Annotated in this window: 15 protein-coding genes and 1 riboswitch; of the genes, 10 read left to right on the forward strand and 5 right to left on the reverse strand. The window is 34.0% G+C overall.

The window, feature by feature from the left end:
* Positions 1-8 precede the first annotated feature (8 nt).
* Positions 9-2,090: a WG repeat-containing protein gene (locus MG290_RS13465; protein ID WP_264561753.1), complete on the reverse strand. Its 2,082-nt coding sequence runs from the start codon at positions 2,088-2,090 to the stop codon at positions 9-11.
* 368 nt (positions 2,091-2,458) lie between these two features.
* On the opposite strand from MG290_RS13465, the gene MG290_RS13470 reads away from it, so the two are divergent.
* From MG290_RS13470 to MG290_RS13515, 10 genes are all read left to right on the forward strand, one after another.
* Complete coding sequence (locus tag MG290_RS13470) at positions 2,459-2,701, forward strand: hypothetical protein (protein ID WP_264561754.1); 243 nt, start codon at positions 2,459-2,461, stop codon at positions 2,699-2,701.
* A gap of 26 nt (positions 2,702-2,727) precedes the next feature.
* Positions 2,728-2,886, forward strand: coding sequence for a hypothetical protein (locus MG290_RS13475; RefSeq protein WP_264561755.1), 159 nt, complete (start codon positions 2,728-2,730; stop codon positions 2,884-2,886).
* A gap of 97 nt (positions 2,887-2,983) precedes the next feature.
* Positions 2,984-3,079: riboswitch (TPP riboswitch) on the forward strand.
* Positions 3,080-3,141: 62 nt separating this feature from the next.
* Complete coding sequence (gene thiS, locus MG290_RS13480) at positions 3,142-3,348, forward strand: sulfur carrier protein ThiS (protein WP_264561756.1); 207 nt, start codon at positions 3,142-3,144, stop codon at positions 3,346-3,348.
* Positions 3,349-3,371: 23 nt separating this feature from the next.
* Positions 3,372-5,186, forward strand: coding sequence for a phosphomethylpyrimidine synthase ThiC (gene thiC / locus MG290_RS13485; protein WP_264561757.1), 1,815 nt, complete (start codon positions 3,372-3,374; stop codon positions 5,184-5,186).
* Entirely contained in the window at positions 5,183-5,773 is a 591-nt protein-coding gene (locus tag MG290_RS13490; protein ID WP_264561758.1) for a thiamine phosphate synthase, read from the forward strand. The genes thiC and MG290_RS13490 overlap by 4 nt, the downstream gene beginning before the upstream one ends.
* Positions 5,746-6,480 carry a hydroxymethylpyrimidine/phosphomethylpyrimidine kinase gene (locus MG290_RS13495; protein WP_264561759.1) on the forward strand — a complete coding sequence of 245 codons (735 nt, stop codon included), beginning with the start codon at positions 5,746-5,748 and terminating at the stop codon, positions 6,478-6,480. Before MG290_RS13490 ends, MG290_RS13495 begins: the two co-directional genes overlap by 28 nt.
* A complete protein-coding gene (gene thiE, locus MG290_RS13500) occupies positions 6,470-7,087 on the forward strand; it encodes a thiamine phosphate synthase (protein WP_264561760.1) in 618 nt (205 codons plus the stop codon). The genes MG290_RS13495 and thiE overlap by 11 nt, the downstream gene beginning before the upstream one ends.
* Positions 7,084-7,854, forward strand: coding sequence for a thiazole synthase (locus tag MG290_RS13505; RefSeq protein ID WP_264561761.1), 771 nt, complete (start codon positions 7,084-7,086; stop codon positions 7,852-7,854). Before thiE ends, MG290_RS13505 begins: the two co-directional genes overlap by 4 nt.
* 15 nt (positions 7,855-7,869) lie before the next feature.
* Positions 7,870-8,979 carry a 2-iminoacetate synthase ThiH gene (gene thiH / locus MG290_RS13510; RefSeq protein WP_264561762.1) on the forward strand — a complete coding sequence of 370 codons (1,110 nt, stop codon included), beginning with the start codon at positions 7,870-7,872 and terminating at the stop codon, positions 8,977-8,979.
* Between the two features lie 20 nt (positions 8,980-8,999).
* Positions 9,000-9,710 carry a HesA/MoeB/ThiF family protein gene (locus MG290_RS13515; RefSeq protein WP_264561763.1) on the forward strand — a complete coding sequence of 237 codons (711 nt, stop codon included), beginning with the start codon at positions 9,000-9,002 and terminating at the stop codon, positions 9,708-9,710.
* A 573-nt stretch (positions 9,711-10,283) separates the two neighbouring features.
* On the opposite strand, the gene MG290_RS13520 is transcribed toward MG290_RS13515, so the two are convergent.
* From MG290_RS13520 to MG290_RS13535, 4 genes are all read right to left on the reverse strand, one after another.
* On the reverse strand, positions 10,284-12,533 hold the full coding sequence (locus MG290_RS13520) for an AAA family ATPase (protein ID WP_264561764.1): 2,250 nt from the start codon (positions 12,531-12,533) through the stop codon (positions 10,284-10,286).
* Positions 12,534-12,660: 127 nt separating this feature from the next.
* Positions 12,661-13,902: an AAA family ATPase gene (locus MG290_RS13525; RefSeq protein ID WP_264561765.1), complete on the reverse strand. Its 1,242-nt coding sequence runs from the start codon at positions 13,900-13,902 to the stop codon at positions 12,661-12,663.
* 7 nt (positions 13,903-13,909) lie between these two features.
* Complete coding sequence (locus MG290_RS13530; protein WP_264561766.1) at positions 13,910-14,758, reverse strand: hypothetical protein; 849 nt, start codon at positions 14,756-14,758, stop codon at positions 13,910-13,912.
* 85 nt (positions 14,759-14,843) lie between these two features.
* Positions 14,844-15,536: a toll/interleukin-1 receptor domain-containing protein gene (locus MG290_RS13535; RefSeq protein WP_264561767.1), complete on the reverse strand. Its 693-nt coding sequence runs from the start codon at positions 15,534-15,536 to the stop codon at positions 14,844-14,846.
* Positions 15,537-15,935 lie beyond the last annotated feature (399 nt).

Below are 15,935 nucleotides of genomic sequence, written 5' to 3' on the forward strand. Positions count from 1 at the left end.
TTTGTCAATTAACTGTTATTTTGTATTTTTTCAATCAATGACTGAGATAGTGGTTCTCCGTCTTCATCATAGTATTGAGCATTGATTTCATAGTAAATTTTATCATCATATACGCTTTGCGAACCATAATTACGAGGTTCTGTATATCCTTCTTCCAATGTTCTATTCGGAAATGTTTTAATAATCTGACCTTTTGTATTGATGAGGTGAATCTTATTGTCTTCTGTACGTACGCAGGCTTTACCGTTATAAAAATCGGTACCGTAATCGAAATTTGGAGAGATGACGAACCCACCTTGCTCGTCGATGTAACCCATACGTGTTACACCGTTATCACGAATGGCAGCAGCAGCAAGCCCATCATTGAAATAACCTATTTCTATAAAACCTTGCTGTGCAGGAACGATTGTTTTTCCTGTTTGTACATCAATGAGGCCGGTTTTCATCGTTTCACCAGAAAAGTGAGATTGTTCTTCATCTATTTTTTCCTGATACTTCATTAATCGGTCAGAAGCCCAAGGGTTATAAGGAGTTTGGTATTTCATCGGTATAGTAAGTTTACCTTCTTTGTTCAGTGCTCCAAAACTCCCTAATCTATTGGTAATGATAATTGCTCCTTTATTACAAGCCACCGATTTTACTTTTTCCGGAAGTTCGATCTGCTTTCCTTCCATCGTATAGAATTCTTTATATTGCCGCCCACGATAGTTTCTGGACATCACAAAAGTGTTTCCGCAAAGCATGCCGTCATCAAATTCAAAAGGCAAGACCTCATCCATATTTTTGTCGAGTACCCCCATATTTCGATTACTATCCACAAATAAATAGTAAGTAGTACCATTTTCTTTCAGTTCTGAATTAAATACCATTCCTTTTGGTAAGGCTTGAAATTCTTTTTTCTTCGGGTCGAGTAAGTACGTGTAGAACTCACTTTCCTTGCGTTCCATAAAAAACAGATCCGAGCGATGACGTAACTGATTGTATGTAGCCGGAATAATGATATTTTGCTTATCATCAACAATGCCGTATTTCTTTTTATCCTTATCCAAAAAAACATTGTATTGGGGGCGATCCGTCAAAAGATTCCGTACCGTAAAATTCCTGCTGATAGAATCATAATCTTGAGCAACATAGAATTGGATATGCTTAATCGTGTTCGGAAACGAAATTTCGTATTGCATATTGTTCACGCCCAAAACCGCTACATACTTTTCTGCCAGGTTTCTTATACGCTCTATTTCTTCAAAATCATCTTCAAAAGTCATTTGTTCGTGTTCCAGGTACTCCTGATACAATGACTCTAATTGATGAATGTGTTGTATCGTTTCATCGGGCAGGTCTTTGAGTGTATTAAGTATGTTTGATTTATCACCAGAAGCTAAACTTTGTCGTAGATTTTTTAGCGTGTTTAAGAGTTCAGCATCAATTTCAGTAATGGGAAATTTGGAAAAGCTGTTGCTTTTTATGAGGGTTCCGTTTGCTGTAACGCCTTTATAATCTAGCACCCGATTCGAAAGCTCTAAGGGGACAGTAAATACCATTCGATTATTCTGACTTTCTTTGATGTTCAATGTGTAATTGCCATAAGTGATTTCGTTTTCATTAGCCGGAATCGCCAATGAATCGAAACGAAGCGGATATTTATAAGTTGCCTTTACCAACAAACTATCGGCTTGCCTCATTTTTAATTGATTGGGGGCAATTTCCTGTTCATTTACAAATACTTTCTGAATATCATATTTCAACTCGTCTGCTGTAATAAGGTCAAATCCTTCTGTTTTGTACCCTGCCGAAATTCCGTATATAGATGAAGGTAAAGCGAAAGTTTGCTCAAAATACAATTGTCGGTTTGGATTATTAAAATCTTTGGTGATATTGTCTTTCGAGGGTAAAAAGAAAGCTTGCGCCGCATCTACCTGATCTGAATTATTTTCATTGCCAAAGCCGAATCCAATGGCGTAGTAAAAAGAAAATCCAGACATAGAATCGATAACCGTTGATAGAAACTGAGCATCTGCCTGTGCTTGTTTTTTGAATTCAGTATCTGACAGTGATTGCAGATGTGAAATATATTCTTTTTTGGAATCCATATAATTGAGATACTTCTTTTGAGAGCAAGACTGCATGCTTATCCCAACGATGAGTAATGATAATAAATAGATGCGATGTACCATTCTTTAATAATTTATATTGCATAATTACAAAGTGAGAGAAAGAAAGGGAATGAAGAATTGATATCCGTATGGTATAAATTTGAATTTGTTGAGAAATTTCTAGCTACCTTCATCTTTCAATTAATTCCTTACCAATTCTAACTCTTTTTCATCACTTATAAATCAGTTATTCAAACCAAGTTTGTGAGTCTTTATTTTTACACTAAAATAAAACTCATGATTGTATCTGTTTACGTTTACTACACCATTATGGGAATCCAGAGCAAAAAAGAGCTATTTATTTGTTGGATCAACTTGAAAGTCGAATAAATGATACAGACAAGCTAAATATACTTGATACAGCAAAAGACCTCCACCAGAATAATAATGTAGAATTAGGCCAATTTATTGACACAATAGGTGTTTCTGTTACAAGTGTTTTGAATATTTTACTTTCTCCTGAACCATTGATATACGAAAATGAGGAAGAACAACTCCCTCATTACAAGAAGAAGAAAAAAAGAAAAAGACGTCCGCCGGGAATATAAAACCTGTATTTTTAATCTTGTTAAAAATGAGTATAAAAAGACAGGCTTTGTTTTTTTGGGGAGTAGGATTTTTCTTTGCAGGCGACAAATTACTTACCAATCCTAACCCAGAATTTAATGAATACAAAGAAATGTTTAAAATTTTAGGTTTGGCTTCCAAAGAAGCTTTTGCAGATGGTGAGTAGCCGGTTTTAAACCCGATTTTTTACCTCTTTGAGAAAGTAAACCAATCATAAAAACAAAAGCTTAGCGATTTTTCTAATTGAATTTATTACCTTTGTCAACGAGCTTTAGGGGTGTTCGCTGTAGCGAACTGAGATTTTACCCTTTGAACCTGATCTAGATTATACTAGCGTAGGGAAAAGTAAGATGTCTTCATATTGCGTTTCGCAAATTGTGGCCATTCCTAAAGTTTTTTTATAAACTAAATTTAAATGGGAATGGAACTTGTTATCAATCACAAAAAAAAATCATTCGAACAACCGCTTTCCTCACTGGAAGCATTGATGCATTTGGAAGCACCCGGTAAATCCAAAGGCATTGCTGTGGCGGTTAACAACCTGGTAATCCCTATTGCCAATTGGCAGAGTACTCCTATAAAAGAAAACGATTTCATCCTCATCATTACCGCAACACAAGGCGGGTAAATATTTCAAAAATACAAATAATCATGATCGAACAAAAAATTTCGAAATCTCCGCTTCCTAATTCTAAAAAAGTGTATATCGACGGAAAATTATTTCCCATTAAAGTCGCGATGCGTCAAATTGATCAAAGTCCGACCAAGCTCAGCAACGGTGGCTTAGAAATCAATCCACCCATTACGGTTTACGACACTTCTGGTCCATATACCGATGTAAATGCTACCATTGATGTGCAAAAAGGTTTACCAAGAATTAGAGAGCAATGGATTATTGACCGTGGCGATGTAGCTATTTTGGACAGTATCAGTTCTGAATATGGAAAAGCAAGACTTGCCGATAGAAAACTAGATGAATTGCGTTTTGATTATAGCCATAAACCAATGGTGGCGAAGAAAGATATGACCGTAAGTCAACTTCACTATGCAAAAAAAGGAATCATCACCCCCGAAATGGAATACATTGCCATTCGGGAGAATCAGAAAATAGATCAACTTGGCAGCGCAACCAACGCAATGCAGCAACAACACAGAGGCGATAGCTTTGGTGCAAATACGCCAAAAGGAAAAATAACTCCTGAATTTGTGCGAGATGAAGTCGCCGCCGGAAGAGCCATCATTCCAAGCAACATCAACCATCCGGAATGCGAACCAATGATTATTGGGCGAAACTTTTTAGTAAAAATCAATGCCAATATTGGTAACAGTGCCGTTACTTCAAGTATAGAAGAAGAAGTGGAAAAAGCGGTGTGGGCCTGTCGTTGGGGTGCCGATACGATTATGGATTTATCAACCGGAAAAAACATTCATGAAACTCGGGAATGGATTATAAGAAACTCACCCGTTCCAATTGGCACCGTTCCTATTTACCAAGCTTTGGAAAAAGTAAAAGGTGTTCCTGAAGACTTAACTTGGGAGATTTTTCGAGATACTTTGATAGAGCAAGCAGAACAAGGTGTTTCCTATTTTACCATCCATGCCGGCGTGTTATTGCGCTACATTCATTTGACAGTCGATCGTGTAACAGGTATTGTTTCCCGGGGCGGTTCTATAATGGCAAAATGGTGTTTGTTTCATCACAAAGAGAATTTCTTGTACACACACTTTGAAGAAATTTGTGAGATTATGAAAAAATACGACGTATCGTTTTCACTTGGAGATGGATTACGCCCTGGTTCAATTGCCGATGCCAATGATGCAGCACAGTTCGCCGAATTGGAAACCTTGGGGGAGTTGACAAAAATTGCTTGGAAACATGATGTACAAGTTATGATTGAAGGTCCTGGTCACGTTCCCATGCATATGATTAAGGAAAATATGGACAAGCAATTGGAAGTTTGTGATGAAGCACCTTTTTATACCTTAGGGCCTTTAACAACAGATATTGCACCAGGTTACGACCATATTACTTCGGCGATTGGCGCAGCGATGATTGGTTGGTACGGCTGCGCAATGTTGTGCTATGTTACACCGAAAGAACATTTGGGCTTACCCAATAAAAAAGATGTGAAAGATGGCGTGATTACTTATAAATTGGCGGCGCATGCAGCAGATTTGGCAAAAGGTCATCCAGGAGCGCAATACAGGGATAATGCGTTGAGTAAAGCTCGTTTTGAATTCCGTTGGGAAGACCAATTCAACTTGTCTTTGGATCCTGATACTGCAAGAGAGTTTCATGACGAAACTTTACCTGCGGATGGTGCGAAAATAGCACATTTCTGCTCCATGTGTGGCCCTAAATTTTGTTCGATGAAAATCACACAGGAAATCAGGGATGCAGCGGAAAACGGCATGTTGGAAAAATCAAAAGAATTCATAGAACAGGGCAAGGAAATTTATTTATGATTATCGTATTGACATCTGAATTCGATTTTGAAAATGAAGCGAATTGGATAAATCAATTATTGGAAAACGGTTTGGACTTGATTCACATTCGTAAATTCGGAATGGATGAAGAGCTTTTAGAACAATTTATACTTTCAATTGACCCTAATTTTCGTGATCAATTAGTATTGCACAGTCATCACCATTTGGCAAAAAGCTATGGTATCAAAAGATTGCATTTTAATACGAAAAATCGGTTAGAGAAAAAGCACTTGAATTTTTCGGATGATTATAAACTTTCAACTTCAACTCATTCCATTGAGGAGTTCAACTCCTTGGGTAGTCAATGGGATTATGCCTTTTGCTCGCCTGTATTTCTAAGTATTTCTAAACAGAGATATGGATTAGAAAAAAAAGTTTTGAACGAATTTCAGTTTCGAAAAAACCATGATGTCAAATTAATTGGATTGGGCGGAATAAATCAAAATAATGCTTCAAAAATATTTCAAAAAGGTGCAGACGGAATCGCATTATTAGGAAGCATCTGGCAAAGTGAAAACCCTTTAAAATCATTTTTATCATGCAGAGAAATCGTCCATTCGTATTAAGTATAGCTGGGTTTGACCCCAGTGGAGGAGCAGGTGTAATAGCTGACGTTAAGACTTTTGAACAACTTCAAGTCCAGGGCATGGCGATTATTACAGCCAATACCCTTCAAACCGAAGATGCAATATTTAAATTGGAATGGCAACCGTTAGAAATAATTATAGAAAGCATAAAAACATTGGTAAAACGCTATGAATTCAAAGCAGTAAAAATCGGAATTGTGCCTAATATGAATTATTTGAAGGAAATCATTAATACAATTAAATCCAGTAGCAGCAAGACTTTTATCATTTTGGACCCAGTCATAAAGAGTTCGAGTGGTTTTTCAATTTTTAATAAAAATGATATTGGAAAACTTTCAGAAGTTTTGAACCAGATTGATTTAACCACACCGAATTACGATGAATATCTGTTGTTGAAAGAACAAATTCAATTCAATAAAACTACCATTTTAGTAAAAGGCGGTCATCGAAATGATTTAAAAGGTGTAGATATTTTATATGAGAATGGGAACGAAATACACATCCACCCAACCCGGGAAAAAAAGTATAACAAACACGGTTCGGGTTGTGTGTTGTCATCCGCAATTGCAGCGTGGGTGGCTTTAGGCGAACCATTGGAAGACGCTTGCAGATCAGGAAAAAACTATGTTGAACAATATTTAAACAGCCATCCTACTTTGCTGGGATACCACAATTATGTACAGTAAACTACAATATATTTCGCAGGGAAATACTCTGCAGGAACAACAAAAAAATATTCAAAAAGCATTGGAAAACGGAGCCGATTGGATACAGATACGTTGGAAAAATTCCATGCCAGATGAATTATTTTTATTGTGTAAAAATGCATTAGTTTCTTGCAGAAAATATAATGCTGTGTGTGTCATCAACGACCATATTCAGATAGCCAAAGAGCTCGATGCAGATGGTGTTCACTTAGGTTTGAATGATGATAGCATTGAAAAAGCAAAAAACATTTTAGGTGATTCAAAAATCATTGGTGGTACAGCTAATACAATTTCAGATGTGCTTAAAAGAATAGAAGAAGGTTGCGATTATATTGGGTTAGGACCATTCCGGTTTACAACAACCAAAGAAAATCTAAGTCCAATTTTAGGGCTGAGTGGTTATGGAAAAATAATCCAGTATCTAAAAGAGCATCAAACTAAAGTTCCTCCTATTTATGCCATTGGCGGAATTGAGTTACAAGATCTAGAAGCTGTAAAAGCAACTGGAATTTATGGCATTGCCGTTTCGGGAATGATTACACAAGAGCCGTTAAACATTCAAAAAATCAAAGAAAAATTAGCATGAAAAATTTAACGATAGCCGATAAAGCTTTTAACTCCCGATTATTTTTGGGAACAGGAAAATTTGGAAACCTACAACAAATGCGTGATGCTGTTTGTGTATCACAATCCGAACTCGTAACCATGGCATTAAAACGTGTAGATGTGATAGCAGCAAAAGACGATTTGCTCTCAATGTTACAAATGCCTAACATCAATCTATTACCCAATACATCCGGAGCGAGAAACGCTAAAGAGGCAGTTTTGGCAGCGCAATTGGCAAGAGAAGCCCTGGAAACCAACTGGCTAAAACTGGAAATTCATCCCGATCCGCGCTACCTTTTGCCCGATCCGATTGAAACTTTAAAAGCCACGGAAGAATTGGCGAAATTAGGTTTTGTGGTGATGCCTTACATCCATGCCGATCCTGTGTTGTGCAAGCGATTAGAAGATGCCGGAACAGCAGTCGTGATGCCGCTTGGCGCACCTATCGGAACCAATAAAGGGCTAAAAACAATTGATTTTCTGGAAATTATCATTGAGCAAAGTCAGGTGCCCGTTGTTGTTGATGCCGGAATTGGCGCGCCTTCCGATGCCGCAAAAGCGATGGAAATTGGCGCTGACGCCGTGTTGGTGAATACCGCCATTGCTGTTGCTAAAGACCCGATTCGCATGGCGGAAGCCTTTAAAGAAGCAGTGATTGCGGGAAGAAAAGCTTACGAAGCCGGATTGGGGTCGGTACAGAATCGTGCTGAAGCATCGAGTCCGTTGACTTCTTTTTTATTAGATTAAAACTTATTGAAATCAATGAAAAAATTCAGTGAAATATTTGAGCAATATAATTGGGAAGAAATAAAAACACGCATTTATAATACATCAGAAGATGATGTGCTTTTCAGTTTGCAAAAAAGCAAACATAACTTAGATGACTTTCTGATCATGCTTTCTCCTGTAGCAGCTTCCGAATTGGAAACGATGGCGGTGATGGCACAACGTATTACACAAAAGCGTTTTGGTAAAACAATCCAATTGTTCGCACCCATGTATTTGAGCAATGAATGCCAGAATATTTGCACCTATTGCGGGTTTAGTTTGGATAATAAAATTAAAAGAAAAACGCTAAGTAATGTAGAGATCATGCATGAAGCGATGGTGCTAAAGCAAATGGGCGTTAATCATATTTTATTGGTAAGCGGCGAAGCGAATAAAATCGTTGGCGTTGATTATTTTCTCAATGTCATTCAGTTATTGCGTCCTCATTTTGCGAATATTTCCATCGAAGTTCAACCTTTAGAAACCGAAGAATACCAAGCCTTACAAAAAGCTGGTGTGCATTCGGTTTTGGTGTACCAAGAGACTTATCATAGGGAAGTGTATAAACAATATCACCCGAAAGGAAAAAAATCCAATTTCAATTACCGTCTGGAAACTCCAGACCGAATTGGCAAATCGGGCATGCACAAAATCGGATTGGGTGTTTTGTTAGGGTTGGAAGATTGGCGTGTGGACAGTTTTTTTAATGCACTGCACATAGATTATTTACAGAAGAATTATTGGCAGACCAAATACTCGGTTTCCTTTCCAAGGCTTCGTCCAGCAGAGGGTATTATCGAACCGAATTTCATCATGGAAGATCGAGATTTGTTGCAATTGATTTGTGCTTACCGGATTTGGAATGCCGATTTGGAAATTTCGATTTCTACACGAGAAAGTGAAAAATTCAGAAACAACATCATTGCTTTGGGTGCTACTTCTATGAGTGCGGCTTCCAAAACTAACCCAGGTGGCTACGAAATGGACAAAGAATCTTTAGAACAATTTGAAATTTGCGATGAACGTAGCATGGAAGATTTCAAAAAAGTAATCAAACAAAAAGGTTACGATCCGGTGATGAAGGACTGGGACTCGGTTTATTGAATTAAAAATATTGAATTAGAATGAATCCAGACAAACAATTCGATAGATACAGCCGGCAAATTTTCATAGAAGAAATTGGCGTTAAAGGACAGCAGAAAATAGATGCTGCAAAAGTTTTGGTTATCGGTGCCGGTGGATTGGGAAGCCCCGTAATTCAATATCTGGCAGCGGCAGGTGTTGGAACGATTGGTATCGTTGATTTTGACAAAGTTGAAATACATAATCTAAATCGGCAAACCATTCACAACGAAAAAAACATCGGCAAACTCAAAGTGGAGAGCGCAATAGAAACCATTACCGCTTTCAATTCATCCATAAAAATCATTCCGATAAATGAAAAAATCACAGATGAAAATGCCTCATCAATAATTGAAAATTTCGATATTGTGGTCGACGGCTCTGATAATTTTACTACAAGATATATTGTCAACGATTGCTGTGTTGCTTTGGATAAAACTTTGGTTTATGGAAGTATTTACGCATTTGAGGGGCAATTAGCGGTTTTTAATTATAAAGGGAGTAAACATTTGAGGAATATTTTTCCCGAACCACCCAATCCTGAAGATGTTCCCAATTGTGATCGCTTCGGGGTTCTGGGACCACTTCCAGGGATCATTGGTTCGATGATGGCTATGCAGGTGTTGAAAATAATAATGGAATTGCCGGTGGATATGAATCAATTAACGATTCTAGATATAATGGATTGGAATTTTAGTAAAGTGGAATTTTAGATAAATTATTCTAATGGTTTCTATAACACACATCAGTTAAGCATAAAAAAGTTATTTTCCACTTCAATGATTTCCTTTTTGTTTATACTACAATGATTTTATTGTTTCCAATTAAGATTTCCGTTTTTGTCGAACATCAGAGCAGTTTACGTACGGTAGTATACTCAGTGCATTGTTTTTTTACTATAGTACTTCGTGAATATAAATATTTGAGAGGCGAACTCCGTACTTATTTAGGGACGGGGTCGTCTACTTAATTAGCTGCTGGTTTTTGTCAATTCCATTATAATCTTCTGAAAGGAACGCTATATCGACTTTAAGAGTTCTGTCTTCAGGCTTCAGGCTTTTCAGGATACAATTCAAAACAAGATCTCTCTCATTCGAAGAAAAAACGGTTTGTTCTAACCCATGAGCCTGTTTTAGATGAGTCTGGGAATGCTATTAAGGTTCCACAAACTACAAATGAATAAACTAATTTATGCTTATTTTTGAAAAGACTTAGATTATAAAATCCAAGCCTTAACTTTTTAACTTACACACTTTGTGGGATAGTATCCAGCCATTTTTTATTAATTAATTTAATTCAGCTTCTATAGTATTAATAGTTAAGTTTTCCTCAATTCCCATCATCATTTCATAATGTCCAATATTATTCGTGTGAATAAAAATATCTTTAAAAACCTTTAAATAAGTTTCTATAGATTGATCTGGTAATTCAATATACAGGTCATCTGGTAATGTATGAGAACCTTCATTTATCCAACTAAGTAAAGATCTAAAAACTTCTTTTTCTTGTGGATTTTTAAATTTGGCTAGTAGAGTATCATCTCTTTTACTACCAAGTATACTGAAATAATTTTCAATAATTCTTCTCATAGCATTTTGAACCGTTATTCCAGAATTATTTTTATAATCTTTAATTTCATTCCATAGTAATTCATATGAAGATGATATAGGATTTTTGTCGTTATATGGAAAAATATGAGTAATCGAATTAATCTTTCTCAAAATGTAATAGTTATTCTTTTCACCTTTACCTCTATTTAATCCTTCAAACGAAGCTTCTTTATGAAAGTAAATATTATGGGTTAATAAAATAACTTGCTTTACATTTCCTCTATTTGAACGTACATCTTTTAAAATTTCTTTGATCAATGTACTTACAATAAACAATATATTACTATCTAAACTTGAAATAGGATCATCAATAACTAAAATACGTTCATCATTTATTGAATTTTCATCATGTCCACCTTTAGTTAGTTGAAGATAATATAGAAAAGTGATAAAAGTAACTTCCCCTTCGCTAAGTGTATGCTCAGCAATTTCACCATTTTCTCGTTGTATTTGATAAAAACCTGTTTCTACTGCAGGCACAATTTTAAAATTTGTAAAACCGTATGATAATAACAATCTATTTATTTCATTAATTGTAGGTTGAATACTTGTCACATTTTTACTTAACTCTTTGATTTCAGTATCTAATGCTTTATGTTCGGCTACTTTTTTATCTAATTGAATTTGTAAGGCTGTTATACCTGATTCCAAGCCATTTTTACTTGAATTGAATTGAATAATTTCTGTTTTAAATTCTTCAATAAGAAATTTCCAGATAGACTTAACCAAATATTTTTTTTCAGTAGTGAAATTGGCAACTATATCGTTATGCTTTTTTATTTCGAAATTAGCATTTGAAATTAATTCCGTAATTAAATCTAATTGCTCTATTGAAGATACCATCTCAACAATTCTGCTTGGCTCTTTTATTTTATTATTTAGAAACTCATTATTGGTATTTATCTGACTTATCAATGTTTTGAGATAAGCTGAAAATTTATCTACATCTAACTTTGTGTCTTTAAAACTCTTTTCGGTTCCTTCAATCGCATTAAGTTCATTAATCAAATTTTGTGTTAATGAATTGTATTCTTGTTTTAAGTCTTTAATAGAATTGATATCGCTTAAATACGTTTCATCAAAAAAGCTCTCTAATTGATTTTTGAAATCTTGTGTAATAGTTTGTTGTTGACAAAAAGGACAAGTGCTATTGTCTTCTTGAATATAGTCTCTCCCTTGATTTATCCAATCGTTAATATTCAGCTTCTGAATTAACTTTGCTATATCTACATCTGCCTTACCTATAATTATTTTTTTCCAAATTGGACTACTTTCTATTTCAATTATTCTATCATAACCAATAATACTTATTTGAGAAATATTCTGCGGAACGTCTCCGAAAATAGTTTCTGCTTTCTCTCGTAGTACTTCGATTGTTTCCAAAATAGAGGTGTTACTCGAGAATTCCTGCAACAATCTGCTTTTAAACAGCTCTCCTGACTTCATTGAGCCCACAAAGGCTTCTTTAAACTCTTTATCGTATTTTTTAAATAGTTTTTTCCAACAATTCTCTGTAAATTCCTTTTCTAAAGCCTCCTTTTTCTGAATTTGAACATTTTGAGTTTCTCGTTTTTTAGCTCCTTCTATTTTTAAGTTTTTTAATTCCTCTGTTTTATTTTCAATTACCTTAATTTCATCAGTTGTAGCCTGACCAAGAGTAAAAACACCACTTAATTTTCCATTACCAAAATTTCGTTCTCTAAATTCCTTGTTATATACTAAAGTTTTAAGAGGAGTTTCATTTTGCCAGACATTTGTACAATCAGCATATTTATTATTATTAGGGTCTAATAGATAATTTGATAAAGTAGTCTTGCCACAACCATTCGTACCGTAGATAAAATTAATTTTCTTAAGATTATTTATAGTAACTCCGTTTTTGGGATCATAAGTAGCAACGTTTTTTAAATTAATTGATTTTATCATAATCTTGATTTTCTTTAGTTAATAGTTTTTCTTCTCATTCTAACGTTGTATATCTTGATAACAACGATTAAAGTAGAAGCAGTTTTTAAGATTAAAGTTTCTAAAAACAACAATCAACCTTATATTTTTAAAACAAGTTTAAAAACTTTCTTTTCCAATTATATTTTGTAGGATCTTCAATTGTTACTTCTTTATTTTGTGATAAAAAAGTAACAGTAAATTCTAAAAACTTTTTTTTAATTTTTTTATTAAGGTCTCTCATATTATTATATAGAGAAACATTGATTTCTTGAGACATAAATTTTTGTAAATCTGTTTCTATCTCAACTCCAAACTCTATATTTACTTTTTTAGATATTGTTTGAACACGAAATTCAATATATCTTCCCTTGTCCTTATCACCTAAAAGTGTGAACATACATTTGTAGTCAAATCTAGACTTTAGTTCTGGAGAAATTCTTTTTTGAAAATCTTCTTTTGAAATATTTGAAGTAAAAATAATAATGAACCCATTTAAATCTATTTGTTGCCCTAGAGAACCTTCAATTACACCTGTTTCTAAAACGTTTAAAAAATAATTAAATAATGCACTATTAGATTTCTCAAATTCATCAATCAAAAGTACCCCCACATCAGAATCTCTTACTTTCATAAAAATTTCACCATCTTCACTATCTCGATATCCTCGTGACGCCCCAATCAAAGAACTTAAAGAAAATTCACTACTATAATTTCCAAAATTAATTTTTGCTAGTCTTTTATTTCCTTTTAGACATTTAAAAATTGTTCTTGCAACTTCAGTTTTGCCAACGCCAGAATCACCCATTAAAAAAAGTGAAAGAACTTTGTGCTCTTTTAATCTATTAAAAATTCTAAATGTTCTGATTTGCTCTGCAAAATCATCTTTAAATTTTGGATGTCCGTACAAACCGTTATTAAAATCATCTAAAAAAACACTTAACTCATCATCTGTCAAATCAATAATTTTTCGGTGTTTCTTTTCTATTTTATTATGCGTAGTTTCTTCATTGCTACTTTCCTTATTTGTAACAAATAACTTTTTGTCTATAAAACCAAATTCATCAAATACAAATCTTAATTCATATTCAATAATGTTTCTTTTTAACGAATCGCAAATGAATAAAATACCATCAGAGAATTGGACAATAAACTGTTCTATCACAAACTGCATTTTGTCATATTCTGTTAAAACAGATAAATCTATGATTTCTGAATCACTATCAATGTCTGTTATTAAATCTGGATTTCGAGTATATTTTGAAACACTAAAAATCTCAAGACCTTCTTCAGCCATAGATTCTCTATAATCATAAAAATCTTCTTTATCATAAAAAAGTATTTTTTTCATAAAAGATTTACTGAATATTTACATTTTGCACTATTGCCAATAAATCAATATAGTGAAATTCCGTCTCGTCTCCAGAACTTTTAAAATAAAATTTTGAAGCATTAGCCTCATTAGAGTAATGACTTTCTTGTATTTCATCGTCTTCAGTATTTTTCTTTGACATTAAATTTTGCAATTCTCCTAATTCTTGAAAATATTGAAAAGAATTTTTTAATTCATCTACATTTATCTTGCCTTTATACAGTCCTATAACAGAAACTTTCCCAACAAATAAATCATCAACACTGTATGAACTTTCAAATTCACTTTCAAAAGTTAGAGGAATTTTAATCAAAATATTATCACCATTATTCATCATTTCCCCTTTAATTTTATAAGCATAATCTTTAAACATTGAATTGAAAAGATTGTTCATATCAAATCCATTAGTACCAGGAGCTACAAGATCTTTAAAAGCTCCACTATTTATGAATTTAACAACTCTTAATTCATCTTCATTTTCTAGACTTAACTTAACATCATCTATTCGAATTAGTTCGCCTTCTTTTACTTTTGAAAAATCGTTCTGAACTTTAGCTTTTTCCATTACATCACTTAAAATAACAGACTTTGTTGTTTTTATTTCGAATGTTTCAAATACCTTTCTTGATCCTGATCCTTTTAAATCAACCCCTGCTTCTGCATCTCCTAATTTAAACCAATCCATAAAATTTATTCCAAGTTTAGTTCTAGCTGATACTTGTCCTTCACCTGTTAATTCATTTGTCGTTTGCTTATTTATAGAAATGACATTACTAAGCATCATTTTTATTTCATAAACTTTCGGAAAGTTGATATAATAAATATTAAAAATCATAATTCAAGTTTTCTAGTATTTTTTAATTTTTGAAACATTCTCTATCATTACTAATAAAAAAGTAATAATTAGCAAAGTGTTTATTTTAATCCTCTACCGTTACTAATTCGGCTAGTTTAGAAGCAATATTAGTCATCGTATCTTCCTCGGTACTCAACCCACTTCGTGAACCAAGTAAAGGGCTTATTTCACGTAATTTCTCAAAAGTTGTATTGTGGACAATTGGTACAAGTAAATCTCTAGCCAATAGAGCTGAAAGCTCTTTGTCTGCAATACCTTCTCCTTTAACTCGTTCAAGAAAGTTAGGTGTTACTAAAACGATACCTACTCGAGATTTCGCTAATCCTTTATCAATTTCACGTAACAACGAAGAGCCTAACAAGACATCTTTTTCACTAAACCAAACTGTTACACCTTTTGATTCAAGTATATCATGTAACTCCTGAGCTGATTCTTTACGGTCATCCCATGCGTGACAGAGAAAAACATCTCTTAAATCAGGTAAATCTGAACGTTTTTCTATATTTTCACGGACTGGAGTAAGTGTTCTGATCTCTTTTGGAGTGTAGAGTATTGTTGAACCAGCTGAAGACCAGGTTGCTTTGGTTTTTCTTTGCCCTCCTCCACTATATCCGTTGCTTGCATAACTTCCGTAAGATGGAGAACTATATGGTGACGAATAAGAATTGTAACTTCTATAACTCCCCCCACATGCAGGGCAGTTTGCTCTAGCACTAGCTGAGCGATGACCATGAACTGGTGCTGTACATTTTGCCATAATCTATGTTTTTTTATATTAGTTTTTATTTTTATACAAGTCCATGGTAGATTTACTGATGTATTAATATTTATCTAGTTGTATTCAGTGTTATATCTCAATAAAACGTTATAATAACTAAGTATAGAATATATTAAGTTTAATCTTTAACCCCTAAAATGGTAAAAGGACTTTAACAGAGTCCTTTTACCATTTTAGGTTTGACAATATTCCTCTTTAAACTATTTTTATAAATTAAATTATCTATAACTAAACTTTAAAATTGTTAAGTTCTTGATGTAGCATGTTTATGCTTCTCTCTGCCATTTCAACATTGTTCTTATCGCCTGATGAACAAGAGATAAGTAACACCAGATGTGGCAATAAAAAGATTAGAAATCATTTTATTCATAACAGATT

Origin of the sequence: Flavobacterium sp. CBA20B-1 (genome assembly GCF_028473145.1) — a bacterium.
Taxonomy (GTDB): Bacteria; Bacteroidota; Bacteroidia; order Flavobacteriales; family Flavobacteriaceae; genus Flavobacterium.

Bases quoted from the DNA above. Each gene is read 5' to 3' on its own strand.
- MG290_RS13465 (WP_264561753.1), bottom strand. From the start codon at position 2,090: ATGGATTCCAAAAAAGAATATATTTCACATCTGCAATCACTGTCAGAT.
- MG290_RS13475 (WP_264561755.1), top strand. From the start codon at position 2,728: ATGAGTATAAAAAGACAGGCTTTGTTTTTTTGGGGAGTAGGATTTTTC.
- thiS (WP_264561756.1), top strand. From the start codon at position 3,142: ATGGAACTTGTTATCAATCACAAAAAAAAATCATTCGAACAACCGCTT.
- thiC (WP_264561757.1), top strand. From the start codon at position 3,372: ATGATCGAACAAAAAATTTCGAAATCTCCGCTTCCTAATTCTAAAAAA.
- MG290_RS13490 (WP_264561758.1), top strand. From the start codon at position 5,183: ATGATTATCGTATTGACATCTGAATTCGATTTTGAAAATGAAGCGAAT.
- MG290_RS13495 (WP_264561759.1), top strand. From the start codon at position 5,746: ATGCAGAGAAATCGTCCATTCGTATTAAGTATAGCTGGGTTTGACCCC.
- thiE (WP_264561760.1), top strand. From the start codon at position 6,470: ATGTACAGTAAACTACAATATATTTCGCAGGGAAATACTCTGCAGGAA.
- MG290_RS13505 (WP_264561761.1), top strand. From the start codon at position 7,084: ATGAAAAATTTAACGATAGCCGATAAAGCTTTTAACTCCCGATTATTT.
- thiH (WP_264561762.1), top strand. From the start codon at position 7,870: ATGAAAAAATTCAGTGAAATATTTGAGCAATATAATTGGGAAGAAATA.
- MG290_RS13515 (WP_264561763.1), top strand. From the start codon at position 9,000: ATGAATCCAGACAAACAATTCGATAGATACAGCCGGCAAATTTTCATA.
- MG290_RS13520 (WP_264561764.1), bottom strand. From the start codon at position 12,533: ATGATAAAATCAATTAATTTAAAAAACGTTGCTACTTATGATCCCAAA.
- MG290_RS13525 (WP_264561765.1), bottom strand. From the start codon at position 13,902: ATGAAAAAAATACTTTTTTATGATAAAGAAGATTTTTATGATTATAGA.
- MG290_RS13530 (WP_264561766.1), bottom strand. From the start codon at position 14,758: ATGATTTTTAATATTTATTATATCAACTTTCCGAAAGTTTATGAAATA.
- MG290_RS13535 (WP_264561767.1), bottom strand. From the start codon at position 15,536: ATGGCAAAATGTACAGCACCAGTTCATGGTCATCGCTCAGCTAGTGCT.